Raw genomic sequence first — 20,478 nt, forward strand, 5'->3', positions numbered from 1 at the left:
CACCATCTCCGCAGCGTACCCAGTACTGTGCGGTCACAACGGCGCCGAACAGAGCTGCCGAAATGTAGGTGTGACGAAAAGGGGCGGGTTAGATGGCCGGTCGCTGGCGCATGAAATCGGTCGAGCAATCGATTGCCGATACCGACGAGCCGGGCACCCGGCTCCGCAAAGACCTCACCTGGTGGGATCTGGTGGTCTTCGGCGTCTCGGTGGTGATCGGGGCCGGGATCTTCACCGTGACGGCGTCGACCACCGGCGATATCACCGGCCCGGCCATCGGGATCTCGTTTCTTATCGCGGCGGCCACCTGTGCGCTGGCGGCTTTGTGTTATGCCGAGTTCGCCTCGACCCTGCCGGTGGCGGGCAGCGCGTACACCTTCTCGTATGCGACCTTCGGCGAGTTCCTGGCCTGGGTTATCGGCTGGAATCTGGTGCTGGAATTGGCCATCGGCGCAGCCGTGGTTGCCAAAGGCTGGTCCAGCTATCTGGGCACGGTGTTCGGCTTTGCCGGCGGCATCGCCCATATCGGTTCGTTCCCTTTTGACTGGGGCGCGCTGTTGATCGTCTCGCTCGTTGCCGTGCTGCTGGCGCTGGGCACCAAGTTGTCGTCACGATTCTCCGCCGTGGTCACCGCCATCAAGGTGGCGGTGGTGATTCTGGTCGTCATCGTGGGCGCCTTCTATATCAAGGCGGCCAACTACAAGCCGTTCGTTCCCGAGCCCGAGGTCCAACACGGCGGCGGCGGCCTCGACCAATCGGTGTTGTCGATGATCACCGGTGCCGGAAGCAGCCACTACGGCTGGTACGGGGTGCTGGCCGGCGCGTCGATCGTGTTTTTCGCGTTCATCGGTTTCGACATCGTTGCCACCATGGCCGAGGAGACCAAGGAGCCGCAGCGCAACGTCCCGCGCGGGATCCTCGCGTCGCTGGCGATCGTCACCGTGCTGTATGTGGCGGTCTCGGTGGTGCTGAGCGGCATGATTTCTTACACCCAGCTCAAAACCGCGGGTCACCATTCGGCGAACTTGGCCACGGCTTTCCAGGCCAACGGCGTCTTCTGGGCCAGCGGCATCATCTCGGTCGGCGCGTTGGCCGGGCTGACCACCGTGGTGATGGTGTTGATGCTCGGCCAATGCCGGGTGCTTTTCGCGATGGCTCGCGACGGGTTGCTGCCGCGCGGGCTGGCCAAGACCAGTAAACGGGGCACACCGGTGCGCATCACCGTGCTGGTGGCGGTGGTGATCGCCGCGACCGCGTCGGCGTTTCCCATCGACAAGCTCGAGGAAATGGTCAACGTCGGCACGCTGTTCGCATTCGTGCTGGTGTCGGCCGGTGTGATCGTCCTTCGCCGGACGCGCCCGGATCTCGAGCGTGGGTTCAAAGCCCCGTGGGTGCCGCTGCTGCCGATCGCCTCAGTGGTGGCTTGCCTGTGGCTGATGCTCAACCTGACCGCGCTGACCTGGGTGCGGTTCGGCGTCTGGCTGGTGATCGGCGCCGCTATCTACCTCGGCTACGGGCGCCGGCACTCGGTACAGGGGAAGCGGCAGAACGAACTTACTGGACCAGGTGCGAACAACCCGGAGCTTCCCGTGGACAGCTAGCTCTCACCTGGACATTCAGGATCATTTGAATACTTGCTTTACAAAATACCTTCTCGTGTCTAGACATGAGACGGCAACTGGCGTAATGTCCAACCTCAAGGTGGTGTGACTCACACAAGGAGGTTTGACATATGACCACGCAATTCACTTCCGCTGAGGCGGAGTCGACGGGCGGGCAAGTTGTGCCCGAGGCCGAGTGGCGCGACAGGAAGCGCTACTTATGGCTGATGGGCCTGATCCCCCCGACGGCGCTGTTCGTGATGCTGCCGATCGTCTGGGGAATCAACCAGTGGGGTTGGCACGTATCGGCACAGGTGCCGCTGTGGATCGGCCCGATCCTGGTCTACTTGGTGCTGCCGATGCTTGACCTGCGTTTCGGTCCCGACGGGCAGAACCCGCCGGACGAAATCATGGAGCGTCTCGAGAACGACAAGTACTACCGCTACTGCACTTACATCTACATCCCGTTCCAGTACGCGAGCGTGGTGATGGGTGCATACCTGTTCACCGCCTCGAACCTCAGCTGGCTCGGGTTCCCGGGTGGGCTGGGCTGGCTGGGCAAGATCGGTGTCGCCCTCTCGGTCGGCGTGCTCGGCGGCGTCGGCATCAACACCGCCCATGAAATGGGCCACAAGAAAGAGTCGCTGGAGCGCTGGCTGTCCAAGATCACCCTGGCGCAGACCGCTTACGGCCACTTCTTCATCGAGCACAACCGCGGCCACCACGTGCGCGTCTCGACTCCTGAGGACCCCGCGTCGGCCCGCTTCGGTGAGACTTTCTGGGAATTCCTGCCCCGCAGCGTCATCGGCAGCGCACGCTCCTCGGTTCACCTGGAGTCGCAGCGGATTCGCCGGCTCGGCAAGAGTCCCTGGAACCCCACGACCTACCTGTCCAACGACGTGCTGAACGCGTGGGCGATGTCAGCGGTGCTGTTCGGTGGGCTGACCGCGGCCTTCGGTGTGGGCGTCATCCCGTTCATCGTCATCCAGGCGATCTTCGGTTTCTCGCTGCTGGAAGCCGTCAACTACCTCGAGCACTACGGCCTGTTGCGGCAGAAGAACGCCAACGGTCGCTACGAGCGTTGCGCCCCGGTGCACAGCTGGAACTCCGACCACATCGTCACCAACCTGTTCCTGTACCACCTGCAGCGGCACAGCGACCACCACGCCAACCCGACGCGGCGTTACCAGACGCTGCGCAGCATGGAAGGTGCACCCAACCTGCCCAGCGGTTATGCGTCGATGATCGGTCTGACCTACCTCCCGCCGCTGTGGCGCAAGGTGATGGACCACCGGGTGCTCGAGCACTACAACGGCGATATCACCAGGGTCAATCTGCAGCCGCGGCTGCGCGCGAAGATGCTGGCCAAGTACGGCGCCTCTGCTGAGGCCCAACAGCCCGCAGCATGAGCGCCGCCTACCAGTGCCCCGTCTGTGACTACGTCTACGACGAGGCCAAGGGAGACGTACGCGAAGGGTTCCCAGCCGGCACCGGCTGGGACCAGGTGCCAGATGACTGGTGCTGTCCCGACTGCTCGGTCCGCGAGAAACCAGATTTCCAACTCGTCCAACAGTGATAGGGGAACAGGACGATGAACGACGACTACAAGCTCTACCAATGCGTCCAGTGCGGCTTCGAGTACGACGAGAAGCTGGGTTGGCCCGAGGACGGAATCGAGCCCGGCACCCGCTGGGACGATATCCCCGAGGACTGGAGCTGCCCGGACTGCGGCGCCGCTAAGGCGGACTTCATCATGGTAGAAGTGGCTAGGTCTTGATGAGCACGGACTTCGTTACGAGAAGTGAGACTCACGCGCCAATGAAGCGGATACCTTACGCCGAGGCATCGCGGGCCCTGTTACGAGATTCGGTGCTGGACGCCATGCGGGATTTGCTTTTGACCCGCGACTGGTCGGCCATCACTCTCTCGGACGTGGCCCGGGCCGCCGGCATCAGCCGTCAGACCATCTACAACGAGTTCGGTTCCCGCCAGGGGCTGGCGCAGGGCTACGCCGTGCGCCTGGCCGACAGGCTGGTGGACACCGTCAGGGCCGCACTGGATGCCAACATCGGCAATATCTACCAGTCGTTCCTGCAGGGGTTCCGGTCGTTCTTCACCGAGACCGCTGCCGACCCGCTGGTGATCTCATTGCTGACCGGTGTGGCCAAGCCCGATCTGTTGCAGCTCATCACCACCGACAGCGCGCCCATCATCACCCGGGCGTCCTCGCGGCTGGCGATGGCTTTCACCCAGACCTGGCTGGCCACCAGCGATGACGACGCCAACGTTCTAGCGCGGGCGATCGTGCGGTTGTGCTTGAGCTACGTGTCGATGCCGCCTGAGGCTGACCACGACGTAGCGGTGGACCTGGCCCGGATGATGACCCCGTTCGCGGAGCGTCACGGCGTCATCAACGTGCCCTGACGCCAGTCGGGCACATGACCGGGGGTTAGAGTGAAGGAAGAGAGGCATGTCTTGACGGCCTGTTTAGACGGCCAAGAGACTGCACGCACTCAACCAAAGCCCCCAAAGTAAGGATGAGAAACCCCGATGACCACGACCGAAAATTCGCTGACTGCCGACGTTGTCAACGGCATCGATTTCAAAGTTGCCGACCTGTCGCTGGCGGATTTCGGCCGTAAGGAACTGGACCTGGCCGAGTATGAGATGCCCGGCCTGATGTCACTGCGCCGCGAGTACGCCGAGGTGCAGCCGCTGAAGGGGGCCCGTATTTCGGGCTCGCTGCACATGACTGTCCAGACCGCGGTGTTGATCGAGACCCTCACCGCGCTGGGTGCCGAGGTCCGCTGGGCCTCGTGCAACATCTTCTCCACCCAGGACCATGCGGCGGCCGCCGTTGTTGTCGGCCCGCATGGCACTCCTGAAGAGCCCAAGGGTGTCCCGGTGTTCGCCTGGAAAGGCGAGACGCTCGAGGAGTACTGGTGGGCGGCCGAGCAGACGCTGACGTGGCCAGGCGAGCCGGCCAACATGATTTTGGACGACGGTGGCGACGCCACCATGATGGTGCTGCGCGGAATGCAGTACGAGAAGGCCGGCGTGGTCCCGCCCGCCGAGGACGACGACTCCGCGGAGTGGAAGGTCTTTCTGAGCGTGCTGCGCAGCCGGTTCGAGACCGACAAAGACAAGTGGACCAAGATCGCCGAGTCGGTCAAGGGCGTCACCGAGGAGACCACCACCGGCGTACTGCGGCTGTATCAGTTCGCCGCGGCCGGCGACCTCGCCTTCCCGGCGATCAACGTCAACGACTCGGTGACCAAGTCCAAGTTCGACAACAAGTACGGCACCCGGCACTCTCTGATCGACGGCATCAACCGCGGCACCGACGCTTTGATCGGCGGCAAGAAAGTCCTGATCTGCGGCTACGGCGACGTCGGCAAGGGCTGTGCGGAGGCGGTGAAGGGCCAGGGCGGGCGCGTCGTCGTCACCGAGATCGACCCGATCAACGCGCTGCAGGCGATGATGGAGGGCTTCGACGTGGTGACCGTCGAGGATGCCATCGCCGACGCGGACATCGTCGTGACCTCGACCGGCAACAAGGACATCATCTCGCTGGAACACATGAAGGCGATGAAGGACCACGCGATCCTGGGCAACATCGGCCACTTCGACAACGAGATCGACATCGCCGCGCTGGAGCGCTCCGGCGCCACCAAGCTCAACATCAAGCCGCAGGTTGACCTGTGGACCTTCGGGGACTCCGGCAAGTCGATCATCGTGCTGTCCGAGGGCCGGCTGCTGAACCTGGGCAACGCCACCGGACACCCGTCGTTCGTGATGAGCAACAGCTTCGCCAACCAGACGATCGCGCAGATCGAGCTGTGGACCAAGAACGACGAGTACGACAACGAGGTGTACCGGCTGCCCAAGCACCTCGACGAGAAGGTGGCCCGCATCCACGTCGAGGCACTCGGTGGACGCCTCACCAAGCTGACCAAGGACCAGGCCGAGTACCTCGGGATCGACGTCGAGGGCCCGTACAAGCCGGACCACTACCGCTACTGAGCCGCGGCCTACCCGCCGAGCGTCACACTAGCGTGGCAGCCGCCGTCGAGCGTCACGCCAGCGTGGCGTTCGAGGTGCCCGAGTAGGCTCGCGCGGTGCTGATCGCGATCGAAGGCGTTGACGGTTCCGGCAAGCGGACACTGACCGACGGCCTGCGCAAGTCTTTTGCGCGGGCCGGCAGGTCGGTGGCGACGCTGGCGTTCCCGCGCTACGGGCAGTCGATAACCGCAGATCTTGCGGCCGAAGCGCTGCACGGCCAGCACGGTGACCTCGCTGAGTCGGTCTACGCAATGGCGACGCTGTTCGCGCTGGACCGTGCCGGGGCGGTCGGCGAGATCGAGCGGCTCAGTCGGCAACACGATGTGGTGGTCTTGGATCGTTACGTGGCTTCCAACGCGGCCTACAGCGCGGCACGCCTGCACCAGGACGCGGCCGGCGATGCGGTGGCCTGGGTCCAGCGGATGGAGTACGAGCGACTCGCACTGCCCGCGCCGGACTGGCAGATCCTGCTCGCGGTGCCGACCGAACTCGCCGGGCAGCGGGCGCGCAGTCGGGCGGAGAGCGATCCAAGCCGGGCGCGCGACAGCTACGAGCGCGACGACGGACTGCAGCGACGAACCGGTGCGGTCTACGCCGAACTGGCCGCCGCGCAGTGGTGTGGACGATGGCTTGTCGTGGACGCTGAAGTCGATGCGGGCGGGCTGGCCGATCAGTTGACGGGTGTCTAGAGCCCGTTTGACGCCGATTTGTTACCTATTTGCCCTTATCAAGTGCAAAACGCCCGTGTGGTATCGGAGTTTTGTCGCGATCTGGTGACACCATGGACAGCATGAGGCAAAGGATTTTGGTCGTTGACGACGACGCATCGCTGGCCGAGATGCTCACCATTGTTTTGCGTGGGGAGGGTTTCGACACCGCGGTCATCGGCGACGGGACTCAGGCCCTGACGGCGGTGCGGGAGTTGCGCCCCGACCTGGTGCTGTTGGACTTGATGCTGCCGGGGATGAACGGTATCGACGTGTGCCGGGTGCTGCGCGCCGACTCGGGTGTCCCGATCGTCATGCTGACGGCCAAGACCGACACGGTAGACGTGGTGCTCGGCCTGGAATCCGGCGCCGACGACTACGTGATGAAGCCGTTCAAGCCGAAGGAACTCGTCGCCCGGGTGCGGGCGAGGCTGCGCCGCAACGACGACGAGCCGGCCGAGATGCTGTCCATCGCCGACGTCGACATCGACGTGCCGGCGCACAAGGTCACCCGCAACGGTGAGCAGATCTCGCTGACCCCGCTGGAATTCGACCTGTTGGTCGCGTTGGCACGTAAACCCCGCCAGGTGTTTACTCGTGATGTGCTGCTCGAACAGGTATGGGGATACCGGCACCCGGCGGACACCCGCCTGGTGAACGTGCACGTCCAGCGCCTGCGGGCCAAGGTCGAGAAAGACCCTGAGAACCCGACCGTGGTTCTGACCGTTCGAGGAGTGGGATACAAGGCCGGACCTCCGTGATCCCTGGCCGTAATGCGGAGTCGCGGCATTGATTTGGGGTTCGCGGCGACGGACTCGAAGTCGTTGGGGGCGTTCCGGCCCCATGACGCGCGGTATGGGTGCGGTGAGCCGCGCCGTGGCCGTTATCTGGCGCAGATCGCTGCAACTACGGGTCGTGGCGCTGACGCTTGGCCTTTCGCTGACGGTAATCCTGGCGCTGGGCTTCGTGTTGACCAGTCAGGTCACCAACAGGGTGCTCGACGTCAAAGTCCGCGCCGCGACCGATCAGATCGAACGAGCTCGCGGCACCGTCAGCGGCATCGTCAACGGTGAAGAAACCCGCTCGCTCGACAGCAGCCTCCAGCTCGCGCGCAACACACTGACGTCCAAAACCGATCCCGCCTCCGGCGCCGGTCTCGCCGGTGCGTTCGACGCGGTGCTGATGGTCCCGGGCGACGGGCCGCGCGCCGCCACCTCGGCCGGGCCGGTCGATCAGGTGCCGAACGCGTTGCGCGGCTTCGTCAAGGCCGGTCAGGCCGCCTATCAGTACGCCACTGTGCACACCGAGGGTTTCTCCGGGTCCGCCCTGATCGTCGGTACGCCGACGTCGTCGCGGGTGGCCAACCTCGAGTTGTATCTGATCTTCCCGTTGGTCAACGAGCAAGCCACTATCACGCTGGTGCGCAGCACGATGGCCACCGGCGGCGTGGTGCTGCTGGTCCTGCTGGCAGGCATCGCCCTGCTGGTTTCACGCCAGGTGGTGAATCCGGTTCGATCGGCATCGCGGATCGCCGAGCGCTTCGCTGAGGGTCATCTGTCCGAGCGCATGCCGGTGCGCGGCGAGGACGATATGGCTCGGCTTGCGGTGTCCTTCAACGACATGGCCGAGAGCTTGTCCAGGCAGATCGCCCAGCTCGAAGAGTTCGGCAACCTCCAGCGTCGGTTCACTTCCGACGTCAGCCACGAGTTGCGCACGCCGCTGACCACGGTGCGGATGGCGGCCGACCTGATCTACGACCACAGCGAGGACCTGGATCCGGCGCTGCGGCGCTCCACCGAATTGATGGTCAACGAGCTGGACCGGTTCGAGTCACTGCTCAGCGACCTGCTGGAGATCTCCCGCCACGACGCCGGTGTTGCCGAGCTGTCCGTCGAGGCTGTCGACCTGCGCACCACGGTGAACAACGCGCTGATTAACGTCGGCCACCTCTCGGAGGACGCCGGTATCGAGCTGCTGGTGGACATGCCCACCGAGGAGGTGATCGCGGAGGTCGACGCGCGCCGGGTGGAACGGATCCTGCGCAACCTGATCGCCAACGCCATCGACCACGCCGAGCACAAACCGGTGCGTATCCGGATGGGTGCCGACGAGGACACCGTGGCGGTAACCGTTCGCGACTACGGAGTGGGGCTGCGTCCCGGCGAGGAGAAGCTGGTGTTCAGCCGGTTCTGGCGGTCCGATCCGTCGCGGGTGCGCCGGTCCGGCGGCACCGGCCTGGGTCTGGCCATCAGCATCGAGGACGCCCGCTTGCACCAGGGCCGGCTGGAGGCCTGGGGTGAGCCGGGGGAGGGCGCCTGTTTCCGGCTCACGCTGCCACTGGTCCGCGGCCACAAGGTCACCACCAGCCCGCTGCCGATGAAACCCATCCCGCAGACGAGCCCACAACTCGCCCCGCATCCGCACGGCCAGCCCAATCCGCAAGCCGAGCTGCAGCGCACCCGTGAGCATGCCGAATGGAGTGGGTAATGCGGCTTCGCAGGATCTCGGCCCTGCTGGCGGTGGCCGCCTTGGCTGCCGGCTGTGCGAGCGTGCCCAGCTCGTCTGCGCCCCAAGCCATCGGCACGGTGGAGCGGCCGGCGCCGTCGAACCTGCCCAAGCCCACCCCGGGCATGGATCCCGACGTGCTGCTCCGCGAATTCCTCAAGGCCACTGCCGACCCGGCCAACCGGCATCTGGCCGCCCGCCAGTTCCTCACCCAATCGGCCTCCAACGGCTGGGACGATGCCGGTAGCGCACTGCTGATCGACCACGTGGTTTTCGTCGAAACCCGTGGTGCCGAACGGGTTTCAGCCACGATGCGGGCGGACATTCTGGGCTCGCTGTCTGATGTGGGCGTCTTCGAGACCGCCGAGGGCCAACTACCCGATCCCGGCCCGATCGAGCTGGTCAAGACATCCGGTGGTTGGCGCATCGACCGCCTGCCCAACGGGGTCTTCCTGGACTGGCAGCAGTTCCAGTCCACCTATAAGCGCAACACGCTGTACTTCGCCGATCCGACCGGCAAGACCGTGGTGCCCGACCCGCGATACGTGGCGGTGTCCGACCACGACCAGCTGGCCACCGAGCTCATCTCCAAACTGCTGGCTGGTCCACGGCCCGAGATGGCGCACACGGTGCGTAATCTGCTGTCTCCACCGCTTCGCCTGCGTGGTCCGGTCACCAGGGCCGACGGCGGCAAGAGCGGGGTCGGTAAGGGCTACGGCGGCGCCCGCATCGAGCTGGAGAAATTGGCGACCACCGATCCGCACAGCCGTGCATTGCTTGCCGCGCAGATCATTTGGACGCTCGCCCGTGCCGACATCCGCGGCCCGTACGTGATCAACGCCGACGGCGCTCCCCTGGATGACCGATTTGCGCAGGGCTGGAACACCTCTGACGTGGCCGCTACCGACCCGGGTGTGGCGGACGGCGCCGGCGCCGGGTTGCATGCGCTGGTGGGTGGATCACTGGCGTCGCTGGACGGTCAGCACATCACCACGGTGCCCGGCGCCTTCGGCCACATGGGAGATCAGACCGGCGCAGCACTGTCGCGCAGTGGCCGGCAGGTGGCGTCGGTGGTGACGTTGCGCCGCGGCGCCCCGGACATGGCGGCCTCGTTGTGGATCGGAGATCTCGGCGGGGAGGCGGTGCAGGGCGCTGACGGGCACAACCTGTCGCGGCCCAGTTGGTCGTTGGACGACGCGGTCTGGGTGGTCGTCGACACGAACAACGTGCTGCGCGCGATTCAGGAACCCGCATCGGGACAACCGGCGCGGATCCCGGTGGACTCCACCGCCGTTTCCAGCCGCTTCCCGGGGCCGATCACCGACCTGCAGCTGTCCCGGGACGGGACGCGTGCGGCGATGGTGATCGGGGGACAGGTGATCATGGCCGGCGTCGAGCAGACCCAGGCGGGCCAGTTCGCCCTGACCTACCCGCGCCGGCTCGGCTTCGGCCTGGGTACTTCGGTGGTGTCTCTCTACTGGCGAACCGGTGATGACGTCGTGGTGACTCGCAATGACGCGACGCACCCGGTGTCCTACGTCAACCTCGACGGAGTGAACTCCGACGCGCCGTCTCGCGGTCTGCAGATTCCGCTGTTCGCGATCGCGGCCAGCCCGTCCACGGTCTACGTCGCCGGTCCGCAAGGCGTGCTGATGTATTCGGCGTCGGCCGCTGAGAACCAACAGGGCTGGTCAGAGGTGGCCGGATTGATGATCGGCGGCGCGGCTCCGGTCTTGCCGGGGTAAGTTCTGCGCCGCATTCCAAGCGACGGGCCAAACCGACTACCCTCGCCTAGAGGAGGCGCGTCGGATGTTGCCCAAGGTTCCCCGGTTGCGTTGGGAAGATGCATTCCGGGCGCTGGATGTGCTGGGTTCCTTATGGTCATCGACCGGACTGCCGTCCGTCAGCGCGGGCGCCGCGCAGGCGGTCGCCGTGCCCTATCGGACATTGCTGATGGCCCTGCAACAGCTGCTCGTCGGCAAGCGAGTCACCGTGCGCATCAGCGACTACGACGTCGTTCTGACGGTCACCGAACTCGAGTCGGAGCTGGACCCGCAGGGGTTGGCGGTAGGTCAGCTGGGTGAGGTGCGGGTGGCCGCCGAGGACATCCGCTGGGGCGACAACCGACTGGCCAGCGCCGAGGCGGTGCTGCGCAATGTGCACATTCGGCCCGGCGTGCCGCCGCTGATCGTCGCGGCTCCGACCGAGTTGACGACGGAGTTGCCGAAGGACATCTTCGACGGCGTGCTGGAGCAGGCGGCGCCGCAGTTGCTCAGTGAATCGGGCATGGACGGGACGGCCCGGCTGCGCTGGGCGCGCCGGCCCGGATGGGGCGGCTTGGAGGTCGACGCTGACGTCGTGGGGACGACCCTGTGGTTGCGCCCGCGCGCGGTGGTTACCCGACAGCGGCGCTGGAGGTTGCCGGCGCGGACGCCGTCCTATCGGGTGGCGTTGCCAGAGTTGCCGCACGGACTGATGATCACCGGGGTCGAGCTCGGATCTGAGGCGCTGCTGCTGACCGGTCTGCTGCCGGAGTGGCGGATGGAGTTGCCGCTGCGTGCCCTCGAAGACTTGCTGACTCAGTTGAGCCAGGGGGCACTGAGTTTCAGCTGGCCATCACTATTCTGGGGCTCTGACTAGCTGTCGGCCCGGCTGGCGTCCGCCCAGCGGCCGTGTCCTCGATCTTCTCCATTTCACCCGTGCCGATCGACGTGCCGTCCGATGAATTACATAGTTGTAAATTACATGCATGTAATTTGATGCAAACATTTGCTGAGCAATCTCTGGAAATTGATGAACTGCGATTCGCAAAGCGGTCTCACGGACGTCCGTCGGTGGTTGAGAGCGCCCGTATGTCACGCCAAAACTGTTCCGCTCGTAACCTTTTGGGAAAGTAGTGGTCACGACGTGACCCGTGGCAGGTATCGGTTCGGCAACCAATAATTAGTTGTCTAGTAAAGAATTCCGTGCGCCTATACGGTTCCCCATTGTCCCGTTAATCACGGGGAGGTCGGGGGCAGGGAATGAATGGAGTTGGCGTTGCGAATTATTGATCGATTCTGCGTTGCGATCGTTGCGGGCGCGGGGTTGTGCGGAGCCGCTCTAGCGCTGAGTCCGGGCGCGGTAGCCACTCCGTTCGCGACCGGCGGCGCAAACTGCCTCGAGACCCAGGCGGGGTTCGGTGCGCTACCGATTGCGGGAGCGCCGGTGGTCCTGCCCGGACCCATTCCCGTCGCGCCGGTGGTTCCGGTCGTGCCGCCCGTACCGCCCATCGTGCCGCCGGTTCCGCCGATCGTGCCGCCGATCCCGCCGGTGTTTCCGGTAGTGCCGGTCGCCGGTGGCGCTGCGATAGCCGATGGAGTGGGAGCAGCGCCGATAACGATGGCTGGCGGTACGGGCAAGGGGGCGCCGATCGCGACTGCGTCCGCTCCGCTGGCCGAGCCGGTTGTGCTGCCCGGTCCGGTGGCGGCGGTGGCAGCTGAACTGCCGCCGTCCGCACCGATTCCCGCTGTCTTGGCTGCGACCACCGCGGCGACTTGCGGGGCCGCCCTGAGCCCGGCTCAGTAATAGATGGGGAGGGGTCGCTGCCGGTGGTGACGCCGGCAGCGACCGTCCCATCTCGAAGCCGCGGTTCAGGCATGCCCCCTAATGCTGCGCGCTGAGCATCGGCAGCAATCGCGGCCTAGTTCGGCCGGGTGTGCGTCGATCGCCCCAAAACTGCGCTAAGTGCGACGAGACTGCGTCAACTGCCGCGAGACCGCGACGAAAGCGGTAGTTTGGCTGCGATTGCGCTGTCTTAGCGGTTTGGGCGCAGCGAGCGCAGACTCGCCGCCGCCAGTGCAGACTCGGTGCCCTCGGTGGCCCGCAACCGGCTGGCCGGATCTGCTCGCGCCGCGTTCCATCTTTGAATTCAATCCACAATTTCTGCCAATTCCGCATATCTGCGACTCTGTAGAGCTATAACCTGAACGCTGTTGCATATTTGAAACACATATGCGCGGCAGCCGGATCAGGCCGCCGACCCGCCCTCGCTTCGTGGGTGGACGCCTCGCCCGGAGCGCGCGATGAGTCGGCGGCGACTCGGCGGGAGTGCGGACATGTCGTATGTGGTAGCGGTACCGGAGTTAATGCATTCGGCCGCAACGGATCTGGCGTCGATCGGCTCATCGCTTGTTAAGGCGCAGACGGCCGCGGCGGCCTCGACCATCGCGCTGCCGCCGGCGGCAGCGGACGAAGTGTCCACCGCCGTCGCGCGCCTCTTCTCCGGATACGCCCAGGACTATCAGCAGCTGGCTGGCCAGTGCTGCGCCGTTGCAGGGCCTCGAGGATTTGGTGCTGTGGGTCATCAACGCGCCCACAAACCTGCTGCTGGGCCGCCCACTGATCGGCAACGGCAGCAACGGCGCGCCGGGGACGGGGCAGGCCGGCGGGCCGGGCGGCATCTTGTGGGGTAACGGCGGTACGGGCGGATCCGGAGCGCCCGGCCAGACCGGCGGTCGCGGCGGCGACGCCTTCTGGTGGGGAAGCGGGGGCACGGGCGGAGCGGGCGGAACCGGCACGAGCGGCGCCGGTGCCAGCGGTGGGGCGGGCGGCAACGGCGGGTTTCTTGGTGGCTTAGGCGGCACCGGTGGCAGGGGCGGCACCGGCGTCGCTGGTTTTGCCGGCGGGACCGGCGGGACCGGTGGTGTCGGCACGAACTCCGCGCTCTCTGCCCTGCTGAACCAGTCCTTCAGCGGCGGCGTTGGCGGTCCCGGCGGAAACGGCGGCAGTGGCGTGGGCTTTGTTGTGGCCGGTGGCAATGGCGGCGCCGGCGGCACCGGAGGGGCGGCCATAGACGACGGCTACTTCGGCATCGCTAAGGGTGGAGTCGGTGGCGTGGGTGGGGCCGGTGGCACAGGTGATGCCGGTGCCGCCGCAACGACGCCCGGCGGGACCGGCGGGAATGGTTTCGCAGGGGGCATTGGGGGCGCTGGGGGCACCGGCGGAGCCGGCACCGGCGCCAACGGCGGCGCCGGCGACGGTGGTAGCGGTGGGGCGGCAGGTCGCGGCGGCGATGGCGGGTCCGGCGGAGCCGGCGGTTCCGGTCTGGGCTACGGCGTGGCGGGCGGCGACGGCGGTACCGGCGGAGCCGGCGGGCAAGCGGGCGCGTCAGGCTTTGGCGGTCAAGGCGTGTTCACTCAATGGGGATTCACGGCGCATCCGGTCCAAGACCCGAACTATGCCGGTTTTGGCGACAGCGCACCGGGCGGCCATGGTGGGTCTGGCGGGATCGGCGGCATCGGTGACAACGGCGTAACTGGCGGTTCGGGTATCGGTGGCAGTTCCGGCTTTGCGGGCGGTCACGGCGGCACAGGTGGTGTTGGCGGCGCCGGCGCGCCGGTTCGTTATTCGCCAAATGGATACGACCCGTTTCCAAGCCCCGCGCCGATCGCCGGTAGCGGCGGCGTGGGTGGCTCCGGCGGTGCCGGAGGCAACGGAGGCGACGGCGGTGGCGGCGGCAGCACCGGCCACTACAGCGGCATAGGCGGTAACGGCGCGATTGGCGGTGCCAGCGGCAATGGCGGCCACGGCGGCGCCGGACCCACCGGAAACGCGGGCGGCGCCGGTGTCTCGGGTACCAGCGGCAACCTCGGAAGCGGGCCGAGCGGTAACACCGGCGGTCAGGGTGGCACCGGCAGCACCGGCGGCGCCGGCGGGCCCGGCGGTGGCTAGGCGTGCGGCGGTAAGACCGGGTCCGCCTTCTTTCCTTCGTCGGCCTGCTTGTCGGTCACCACACTCGGAACGCCGTCTTTGACGATCACCGGGTCGCCGAGGTGGACCGTGTCGAAATACCACTCGGCGTCGGTGGGGGTCAGACTGATGCACCCGTGGCTGACGTTCTCGACTCCCATCGCAGGGACCGCCCACGGAGCCGAGTGCACGTAGAGGCCGCGGTTGGTGATGCGGACGGCGTACTCGACCTGCAACCGGTAGCCGTCGTTGGCTTCGACAGGAATGCCGACGCTGCTCGAATCCATCATCACCGAGCGATCTTTCGCGAGCACGCTGTAAGTGCCGACCGGCGTCTCGTACTCCGGCCTGCCCATCGACGCCGGCAGCACCCCTGCTTCGCCGAAGTGCAGTCGGTGATGTGGTGATGCGACCGAAGGGGGAGGTTGCGCCTCGACTCCGTCGATGGTCACGGTGAAGGTGTGGTTCGCGATATCGGCAACACCCAGGACGACCGGACCCGTCTTGAAGTCCGTGCGTATGCCGCCCACCGACAGCGCCACCGTGCTGTGCGCCGGCCAGAACCGGTCGGGCACCCATTGCACGACGTAGCTGTCGATCCATTCGAATTTGCCGGTCATTGCGGGCACCGATTTCACTGCGATGGCGCGCTCGGCGGCCTGCCTGTTGGCGACGGGGTTGTTGAAGGTCACCACCACGGGGTGCGCGACACCAACCTCAGCGCCCCGGACGGGCGCGATCGCTGCGATTTCGGAGTAGCCGGGCGAGGCGCTCACGGCCGTCAGCGACACATCGGCCCGCCCGGCGAAAACCGATGCAGCGATCGCCATCACTGCAATAAGGGACCGTACTGTCGCCCGCATCGCATTCTCTCCAAAATTTGCCAGTAGTCGTCAAGGGCGATGGTATTTGTGGGATGGCGGCTGAATATGCAAGCGCGCGTGGGTATTCGGTCAGTGTTTGGTAACAGGTCGGTCTCCGACTGAACACCGAGGGCGCTCATCGATGTCACACCCCACCGCGACACTGACACCATGCTCGACTTGTTCCTGCCGCTACAGTGCGGCGGTTGCGGTGCTCCGGCAACACGGTGGTGTCCTGCCTGCGCCGCCGAATTGACGCTCAGGACCGGCGAACCACGTGTGGTGAGTCCCCGTGTCGACCCGCAGGTTCCGGTGTTCGCGCTCGGCCGGTACGACGGCGCGCGACGACAAGCAATCCTCGCCTCCAAGGAGCGTGGCCGCGGCGACCTCGTGAGTCCACTGGGGCGTGCGTTGGCTGTCGGAATCCACCGACTGCTGTCTTGGCGCATGATCGACACCCCGCTGACGGTGGTCCCCGCGCCGACACGTCGGTCGGCGGCGCGACGACGCGGTGGCGATCCCGTCGCCCGGATCGCGCGACTCGCCGTTGCGGCGCACCCGGACATCACCGTCACCGCGGCGTTGCGCATGAGAGCGCTCGTCCGCGACTCGGTGGGCCTGGACACCACGGCCCGCGAACGCAACGTTGCCGGCCGGGTACTGCTGAGCGGTCGACGGCCACGCACCGAGGTGTTGATCGTCGACGACATCATCACCACGGGATCCACCGCGCGCGAATCGGTCCGCGTGCTGCAGGCCGCCGGCGTTCGGGTGGCCGCCGTGCTGACCATCGCGGCGGCATGACGGAATCCACTAAGAGCACACAAGATCCACTTAGAACCATTGAAATCCGGCTGAACCCAAGAACTCAGCAAGAGAACGTGAAGAACTAGCAACAGGTCTGCGAATGGGGTGGCACGGTGAGGCGAACACGGGCTAACGTCGATACCAGACTCTCGACTCCACGGACGCGATTCCCGGGTTGAGCAGCACCTGCGGGAGGAGGTGAGTAATCGACTTCTAGCTCCGGCGGGCAGCCTGCGGCGGTACGTCTGTTGAGACCGCTCTCACCCTCGTCGGCGCGCATCTGAATGCCGCACACGCAGAGTGCGTGTGATCTTTGAAGAGAAACGAGCTGTCACGAATGTCAAGGCTTACCGTTGATTCCCAGCAAGTTCTGGACCGGTCAGACATCCACAACGACGCACCGGCCGGAAACGAAGACCAGGCCGAACCGACTGCCAACGCCGAGATCGTATTCAAGGGCCGCAACGTCGAGATCCCCGATCATTTCCGCATCTACGTTTCACAGAAGCTTGCTCGTTGCGAGCGCTTCGACAAGACCATCTACCTTTTCGATGTCGAGCTCGACCATGAACGCAATCGTCGTCAGCGCAAGGCCTGCCAACGCGTAGAGATCACCGCTCGTGGACGCGGTCCGGTGGTTCGCGGCGAGGCGTGCGCCGACAGCTTCTACGCCGCGCTCGAATCTGCCGTCGTCAAACTCGAGAGCCGGCTGCGTCGCGGCAAGGACCGCCGCAACGTGCACTACGGCGACAAGACGCCCGTCTCACTGGCCGAGGCCACCGCGGTGCTGCCGCCGGCGGAGAAGGCTTTCGACTCCGAACCGGCAGAGCCGCACGACCACGACGGCGCGGTTAACGGGCACGAGCCCGGGCACATCGTCCGCACGAAGGACCACTCGGCCGCGCCGATGTCGGTCGATGACGCGCTGTACGAGATGGAGCTCGTCGGACACGACTTCTTCTTGTTCTTCGACAAGGAGACCGAACGGCCGTCGGTGGTCTACCGCCGACATGCCTATGACTACGGGTTGATCAGGCTGGCCTGATCGACTGGCTTGAGCCCAGGCTGAGCTGACGATCGGCGGTCATCTGCTGGTTGTCACCTAGGATGGGGGTCGCTTACGAGGAACGACTCCTAACCAACAGGGGACAAAAGCTGTGCTGTCGAGATTGCTGCGCCTTGGTGAAGGTCGCATGGTCAAGCGCCTCAAGAAGGTGTCTGACTATGTGAACACGCTGTCTGCCGATGTCGAAAAACTCACCGACACCGAGCTGAGGGACAAGACCGAGGAGTTCAAGAAGCGGCTCAAAGAGGGCGAAGAGCTCGAGGACATCCTTCCCGAGGCGTTCGCGGTCGCCCGCGAAGCCGCGTGGCGGGTCCTCGACCAGCGTCCCTTCGACGTCCAGGTGATGGGTGCGGCCGCCCTTCACCTGGGCAACGTCGCCGAGATGAAGACCGGCGAGGGCAAGACGCTGACCTGTGTGCTGCCGGCCTATCTCAACGCGCTGGCGGGCAAGGGCGTGCACGTCGTCACCGTCAACGACTACCTGGCCAAGCGCGACAGTGAGTGGATGGGCCGGGTGCACCGCTTCCTCGGCCTGGACGTCGGCGTCATTCTGGCGCAGATGACCCCGGAAGAACGGCGCGTCGCCTACAACGCCGACATCACTTACGGCACCAACAACGAGTTCGGCTTCGACTACCTGCGCGACAACATGGCGCATTCGCTCGACGACCTGGTGCAGCGTGGCCACAACTTCGCCATCGTCGACGAGGTCGACTCGATCCTGATCGACGAGGCCCGCACCCCGCTGATCATCTCCGGCCCGGCCGACGGCGCGTCCAATTGGTACACCGAGTTCGCCCGGTTGGCCCCGCTGATGGACAAGGACACCCACTACGAGGTCGACCTGCGTAAGCGCACCATCGGTGTGCACGAGAAGGGCGTGGAGTTCGTCGAAGACCAGCTCGGCATCGACAACCTCTACGAGGCCGCCAACTCGCCGCTGGTCAGCTACCTGAACAACGCGCTCAAGGCCAAGGAGCTGTTTAACCGCGACAAGGACTACATCGTCCGCAACGGCGAGGTGCTCATCGTCGACGAGTTCACCGGGCGTGTGCTGCTCGGCCGCCGCTACAACGAAGGCATGCACCAGGCGATCGAGGCCAAGGAACACGTCGAGATCAAGGCCGAGAACCAGACGCTGGCGACCATCACGCTGCAGAACTACTTCCGGCTCTACGACAAGCTCTCGGGCATGACGGGCACCGCCCAAACCGAAGCGGCCGAGCTGCACGAGATCTACAAGCTGGGCGTGGTCCCCATCCCGACCAACAAGTCGATGATCCGCGAGGACCAGTCCGACCTCATCTACAAGACCGAAGAGGCCAAGTACATCGCTGTGGTCGACGATGTCGTCGAGCGGTACGAGAAGGGCCAGCCGGTGCTGATCGGTACCACCAGCGTGGAGCGCTCGGAGTATCTTTCCCGCCAGTTCACCAAGCGGCGCGTTCCGCACAACGTGCTCAACGCCAAGTACCACGAGCAAGAGGCGGGCATCATCGCCGAGGCGGGTCGGCGCGGCGGCATCACCGTCGCCACCAACATGGCCGGTCGTGGCACCGACATCGTGCTCGGCGGCAACGTCGACTTCCTCGCCGACAAGCGACTGCGCGAGCGCGGCCTGGACCCGGTGGAGACGCCGGAGGAGTACGACGCGGCCTGGCACGAGGAACTCCCGAAGGTCAAAGAGGAAGCCAGCAAGGAGGCCACCGAGGTCATCGAGGCCGGCGGCCTATACGTGCTCGGTACCGAGCGCCACGAGTCGCGGCGTATCGACAACCAGTTGCGCGGTCGTTCCGGCCGCCAGGGCGACCCGGGCGAATCACGCTTCTATCTGTCGCTGGGTGACGAATTGATGCGGCGGTTCAACGGGGCCGCGCTGGAGACCCTGCTCACCCGGCTGAATCTGCCCGACGACGTGCCCATCGAGGCGAAGATGGTCACCCGGGCCATCAAGAGCGCGCAGACCCAGGTCGAGCAGCAGAACTTCGAGATGCGCAAGAACGTGCTCAAGTACGACGAGGTGCTGAACCAGCAGCGCAAGGTCATCTATGCCGAGCGTCGCCGCATCCTCGAGGGCGAGAACCTCAAGGAGCAGGCATTGGACATGCTCCGCGATGTGATCACCGCTTACGTCGACGGAGCGACCGGCGAAGGTTACGCCGAGGACTGGGATCTGGACGCGCTGTGGACCGCCCTCAAGACGCTCTACCCGGTCGGGATCGACCATGAGGCGCTCACCCACCACGACCAGGAGTCCGAGCGCGACGACCTGACCCGCGAAGAGTTGCTCGAGTCGCTCCTCGAGGACGCCGACAAGGCATACGCCACCCGGGAAGCCGAGCTCGAGGGCATCGCCGGCGAAGGAGCGATGCGCCAATTGGAGCGCAACGTGCTGCTCAACGTGATCGACCGCAAGTGGCGCGAGCACCTCTACGAGATGGACTACCTCAAGGAGGGCATCGGGCTGCGCGCGATGGCCCAGCGCGACCCGCTGGTCGAGTACCAGCGTGAGGGCTACGACATGTTCACGGCCATGCTCGACGGCATGAAAGAGGAGTCGGTCGGGTTCCTGTTCAACGTCAGCGTGGAGGCCGTTCCCGCGCCACAGGTCGCGGTGGCCCCGGTCGAAGCGCCCGAGGGCCTGGCGGAATTCGGGACAACGCCCGCCACCGAGGACGAGCCGCCGGCTCGCACGCAGCCGCCGAAGGAACCCGTTAGCACCTTGCGTGCCAAGGGCATTGACAACGGTGACGACGGCCCGGCGCTCACTTACTCGGGACCGTCGGAGGACGGTTCGGCGCAGGTGCAGCGCAATGGCGGCGCGGCGGCCAGGACATCCGCCGGTGCCGGTGCCGGGGGCAGCCGTCGAGAGCGTCGGGCGGCAGCCCGGCAGCAGGGCCGCGGCGCCAAGCCGCCGAAGTCGGTCAAGAAGCGTTAGGGTCACCCCGACCTCGCGAGCAGACGTAAAAGTGCCCCAAATCGCTAGATTTGGGGCACTTTTACGTCTTCTCGGGCAATCTTCGCAACCGGGATATTGCTGGCGGTGAGGTAAACCCTTGTCGGCCACTGTTCGCTGCGCCGAAAGTGATCAGTTAGCCGCACGCCGCTGCGGGGTCGGTCGACTGGGGGATTCGTGG

Annotated in this window: 17 protein-coding genes and 1 pseudogene; 16 read left to right on the forward strand and 2 right to left on the reverse strand. The window is 65.7% G+C overall.

What is annotated here, in order from left to right; all coding sequences use genetic code 11:
- The first annotated feature begins 92 nt into the window (after nucleotides 1-92).
- From ACZY1I_RS03125 to ACZY1I_RS03180, 12 genes are all read left to right on the forward strand, one after another.
- A complete protein-coding gene (locus ACZY1I_RS03125) occupies nucleotides 93-1,601 on the forward strand; it encodes an amino acid permease (protein WP_463752792.1) in 1,509 nt (502 codons plus the stop codon).
- Between the two features lie 131 nt (nucleotides 1,602-1,732).
- On the forward strand, nucleotides 1,733-3,010 hold the full coding sequence (locus ACZY1I_RS03130; RefSeq protein WP_463752793.1) for an alkane 1-monooxygenase: 1,278 nt from the start codon (nucleotides 1,733-1,735) through the stop codon (nucleotides 3,008-3,010).
- Nucleotides 3,007-3,177, forward strand: a complete 171-nt coding sequence (locus ACZY1I_RS03135) for a rubredoxin (protein ID WP_463752794.1) — start codon at nucleotides 3,007-3,009, stop codon at nucleotides 3,175-3,177. Before ACZY1I_RS03130 ends, ACZY1I_RS03135 begins: the two co-directional genes overlap by 4 nt.
- 15 nt (nucleotides 3,178-3,192) lie before the next feature.
- A complete protein-coding gene (locus ACZY1I_RS03140) occupies nucleotides 3,193-3,378 on the forward strand; it encodes a rubredoxin (protein WP_463752795.1) in 186 nt (61 codons plus the stop codon).
- Complete coding sequence (gene alkX, locus ACZY1I_RS03145) at nucleotides 3,378-4,025, forward strand: TetR family transcriptional regulator AlkX (RefSeq protein WP_463752796.1); 648 nt, start codon at nucleotides 3,378-3,380, stop codon at nucleotides 4,023-4,025. The genes ACZY1I_RS03140 and alkX overlap by 1 nt, the downstream gene beginning before the upstream one ends.
- Before the next feature lie 126 nt (nucleotides 4,026-4,151).
- Nucleotides 4,152-5,624 carry an adenosylhomocysteinase gene (gene ahcY, locus ACZY1I_RS03150; protein ID WP_463752797.1) on the forward strand — a complete coding sequence of 491 codons (1,473 nt, stop codon included), beginning with the start codon at nucleotides 4,152-4,154 and terminating at the stop codon, nucleotides 5,622-5,624.
- 95 nt (nucleotides 5,625-5,719) lie between these two features.
- Complete coding sequence (locus tag ACZY1I_RS03155; protein ID WP_463752798.1) at nucleotides 5,720-6,352, forward strand: dTMP kinase; 633 nt, start codon at nucleotides 5,720-5,722, stop codon at nucleotides 6,350-6,352.
- A gap of 92 nt (nucleotides 6,353-6,444) precedes the next feature.
- Nucleotides 6,445-7,131 carry a two-component system response regulator MtrA gene (gene mtrA / locus ACZY1I_RS03160; RefSeq protein WP_463752799.1) on the forward strand — a complete coding sequence of 229 codons (687 nt, stop codon included), beginning with the start codon at nucleotides 6,445-6,447 and terminating at the stop codon, nucleotides 7,129-7,131.
- A 28-nt stretch (nucleotides 7,132-7,159) separates the two neighbouring features.
- Entirely contained in the window at nucleotides 7,160-8,857 is a 1,698-nt protein-coding gene (gene mtrB, locus ACZY1I_RS03165) for an MtrAB system histidine kinase MtrB (RefSeq protein ID WP_463752800.1), read from the forward strand.
- A complete protein-coding gene (lpqB, locus tag ACZY1I_RS03170) occupies nucleotides 8,857-10,620 on the forward strand; it encodes an MtrAB system accessory lipoprotein LpqB (protein ID WP_463752801.1) in 1,764 nt (587 codons plus the stop codon). The genes mtrB and lpqB overlap by 1 nt, the downstream gene beginning before the upstream one ends.
- 64 nt (nucleotides 10,621-10,684) lie before the next feature.
- Entirely contained in the window at nucleotides 10,685-11,515 is an 831-nt protein-coding gene (locus tag ACZY1I_RS03175; protein ID WP_463752802.1) for a hypothetical protein, read from the forward strand.
- A 399-nt stretch (nucleotides 11,516-11,914) separates the two neighbouring features.
- Nucleotides 11,915-12,442, forward strand: coding sequence for a hypothetical protein (locus ACZY1I_RS03180; RefSeq protein ID WP_463752803.1), 528 nt, complete (start codon nucleotides 11,915-11,917; stop codon nucleotides 12,440-12,442).
- A gap of 442 nt (nucleotides 12,443-12,884) precedes the next feature.
- On the opposite strand, the gene ACZY1I_RS03185 is transcribed toward ACZY1I_RS03180, so the two are convergent.
- The gene (locus ACZY1I_RS03185; RefSeq protein WP_463753543.1) at nucleotides 12,885-13,118 is read right to left on the reverse strand and encodes a hypothetical protein; all 234 of its coding nucleotides are present in this window, start codon (nucleotides 13,116-13,118) and stop codon (nucleotides 12,885-12,887) included.
- On the opposite strand from ACZY1I_RS03185, the pseudogene ACZY1I_RS03190 reads away from it, so the two are divergent.
- A pseudogene (locus ACZY1I_RS03190) lies at nucleotides 13,033-14,587 on the forward strand (PE family protein). The gene ACZY1I_RS03185 and the pseudogene ACZY1I_RS03190 sit on opposite strands and share 86 nt — an antisense overlap.
- Here ACZY1I_RS03190 and ACZY1I_RS03195 read toward each other — a convergent pair.
- The gene (locus ACZY1I_RS03195) at nucleotides 14,584-15,468 is read right to left on the reverse strand and encodes a L,D-transpeptidase (RefSeq protein ID WP_463752804.1); all 885 of its coding nucleotides are present in this window, start codon (nucleotides 15,466-15,468) and stop codon (nucleotides 14,584-14,586) included. The pseudogene ACZY1I_RS03190 and the gene ACZY1I_RS03195 overlap by 4 nt on opposite strands.
- Before the next feature lie 171 nt (nucleotides 15,469-15,639).
- Here ACZY1I_RS03195 and ACZY1I_RS03200 point away from each other — a divergent pair, with 171 nt between their 5' ends.
- The 3 genes from ACZY1I_RS03200 to secA all read left to right on the forward strand — a co-directional run bounded on the left by ACZY1I_RS03200 (nucleotide 15,640) and on the right by secA (nucleotide 20,279).
- A complete protein-coding gene (locus ACZY1I_RS03200) occupies nucleotides 15,640-16,272 on the forward strand; it encodes a ComF family protein (RefSeq protein ID WP_463752805.1) in 633 nt (210 codons plus the stop codon).
- 340 nt (nucleotides 16,273-16,612) lie between these two features.
- Nucleotides 16,613-17,320: a ribosome hibernation-promoting factor, HPF/YfiA family gene (gene hpf, locus ACZY1I_RS03205; RefSeq protein WP_463752806.1), complete on the forward strand. Its 708-nt coding sequence runs from the start codon at nucleotides 16,613-16,615 to the stop codon at nucleotides 17,318-17,320.
- Between the two features lie 112 nt (nucleotides 17,321-17,432).
- On the forward strand, nucleotides 17,433-20,279 hold the full coding sequence (gene secA, locus ACZY1I_RS03210; protein ID WP_463752807.1) for a preprotein translocase subunit SecA: 2,847 nt from the start codon (nucleotides 17,433-17,435) through the stop codon (nucleotides 20,277-20,279).
- Nucleotides 20,280-20,478 lie beyond the last annotated feature (199 nt).

Source organism: Mycobacterium sp. IDUB_37 (assembly GCF_055419245.1).

Bases quoted from the DNA above. Each gene is read 5' to 3' on its own strand.
- ACZY1I_RS03200 (WP_463752805.1), top strand. From the start codon at position 15,640: ATGCTCGACTTGTTCCTGCCGCTACAGTGCGGCGGTTGCGGTGCTCCG.
- ahcY (WP_463752797.1), top strand. From the start codon at position 4,152: ATGACCACGACCGAAAATTCGCTGACTGCCGACGTTGTCAACGGCATC.
- ACZY1I_RS03140 (WP_463752795.1), top strand. From the start codon at position 3,193: ATGAACGACGACTACAAGCTCTACCAATGCGTCCAGTGCGGCTTCGAG.
- alkX (WP_463752796.1), top strand. From the start codon at position 3,378: ATGAGCACGGACTTCGTTACGAGAAGTGAGACTCACGCGCCAATGAAG.
- ACZY1I_RS03195 (WP_463752804.1), bottom strand. From the start codon at position 15,468: ATGCGGGCGACAGTACGGTCCCTTATTGCAGTGATGGCGATCGCTGCA.
- mtrA (WP_463752799.1), top strand. From the start codon at position 6,445: ATGGACAGCATGAGGCAAAGGATTTTGGTCGTTGACGACGACGCATCG.
- ACZY1I_RS03175 (WP_463752802.1), top strand. From the start codon at position 10,685: ATGTTGCCCAAGGTTCCCCGGTTGCGTTGGGAAGATGCATTCCGGGCG.
- ACZY1I_RS03125 (WP_463752792.1), top strand. From the start codon at position 93: ATGGCCGGTCGCTGGCGCATGAAATCGGTCGAGCAATCGATTGCCGAT.
- hpf (WP_463752806.1), top strand. From the start codon at position 16,613: ATGTCAAGGCTTACCGTTGATTCCCAGCAAGTTCTGGACCGGTCAGAC.
- ACZY1I_RS03130 (WP_463752793.1), top strand. From the start codon at position 1,733: ATGACCACGCAATTCACTTCCGCTGAGGCGGAGTCGACGGGCGGGCAA.
- lpqB (WP_463752801.1), top strand. From the start codon at position 8,857: ATGCGGCTTCGCAGGATCTCGGCCCTGCTGGCGGTGGCCGCCTTGGCT.
- ACZY1I_RS03135 (WP_463752794.1), top strand. From the start codon at position 3,007: ATGAGCGCCGCCTACCAGTGCCCCGTCTGTGACTACGTCTACGACGAG.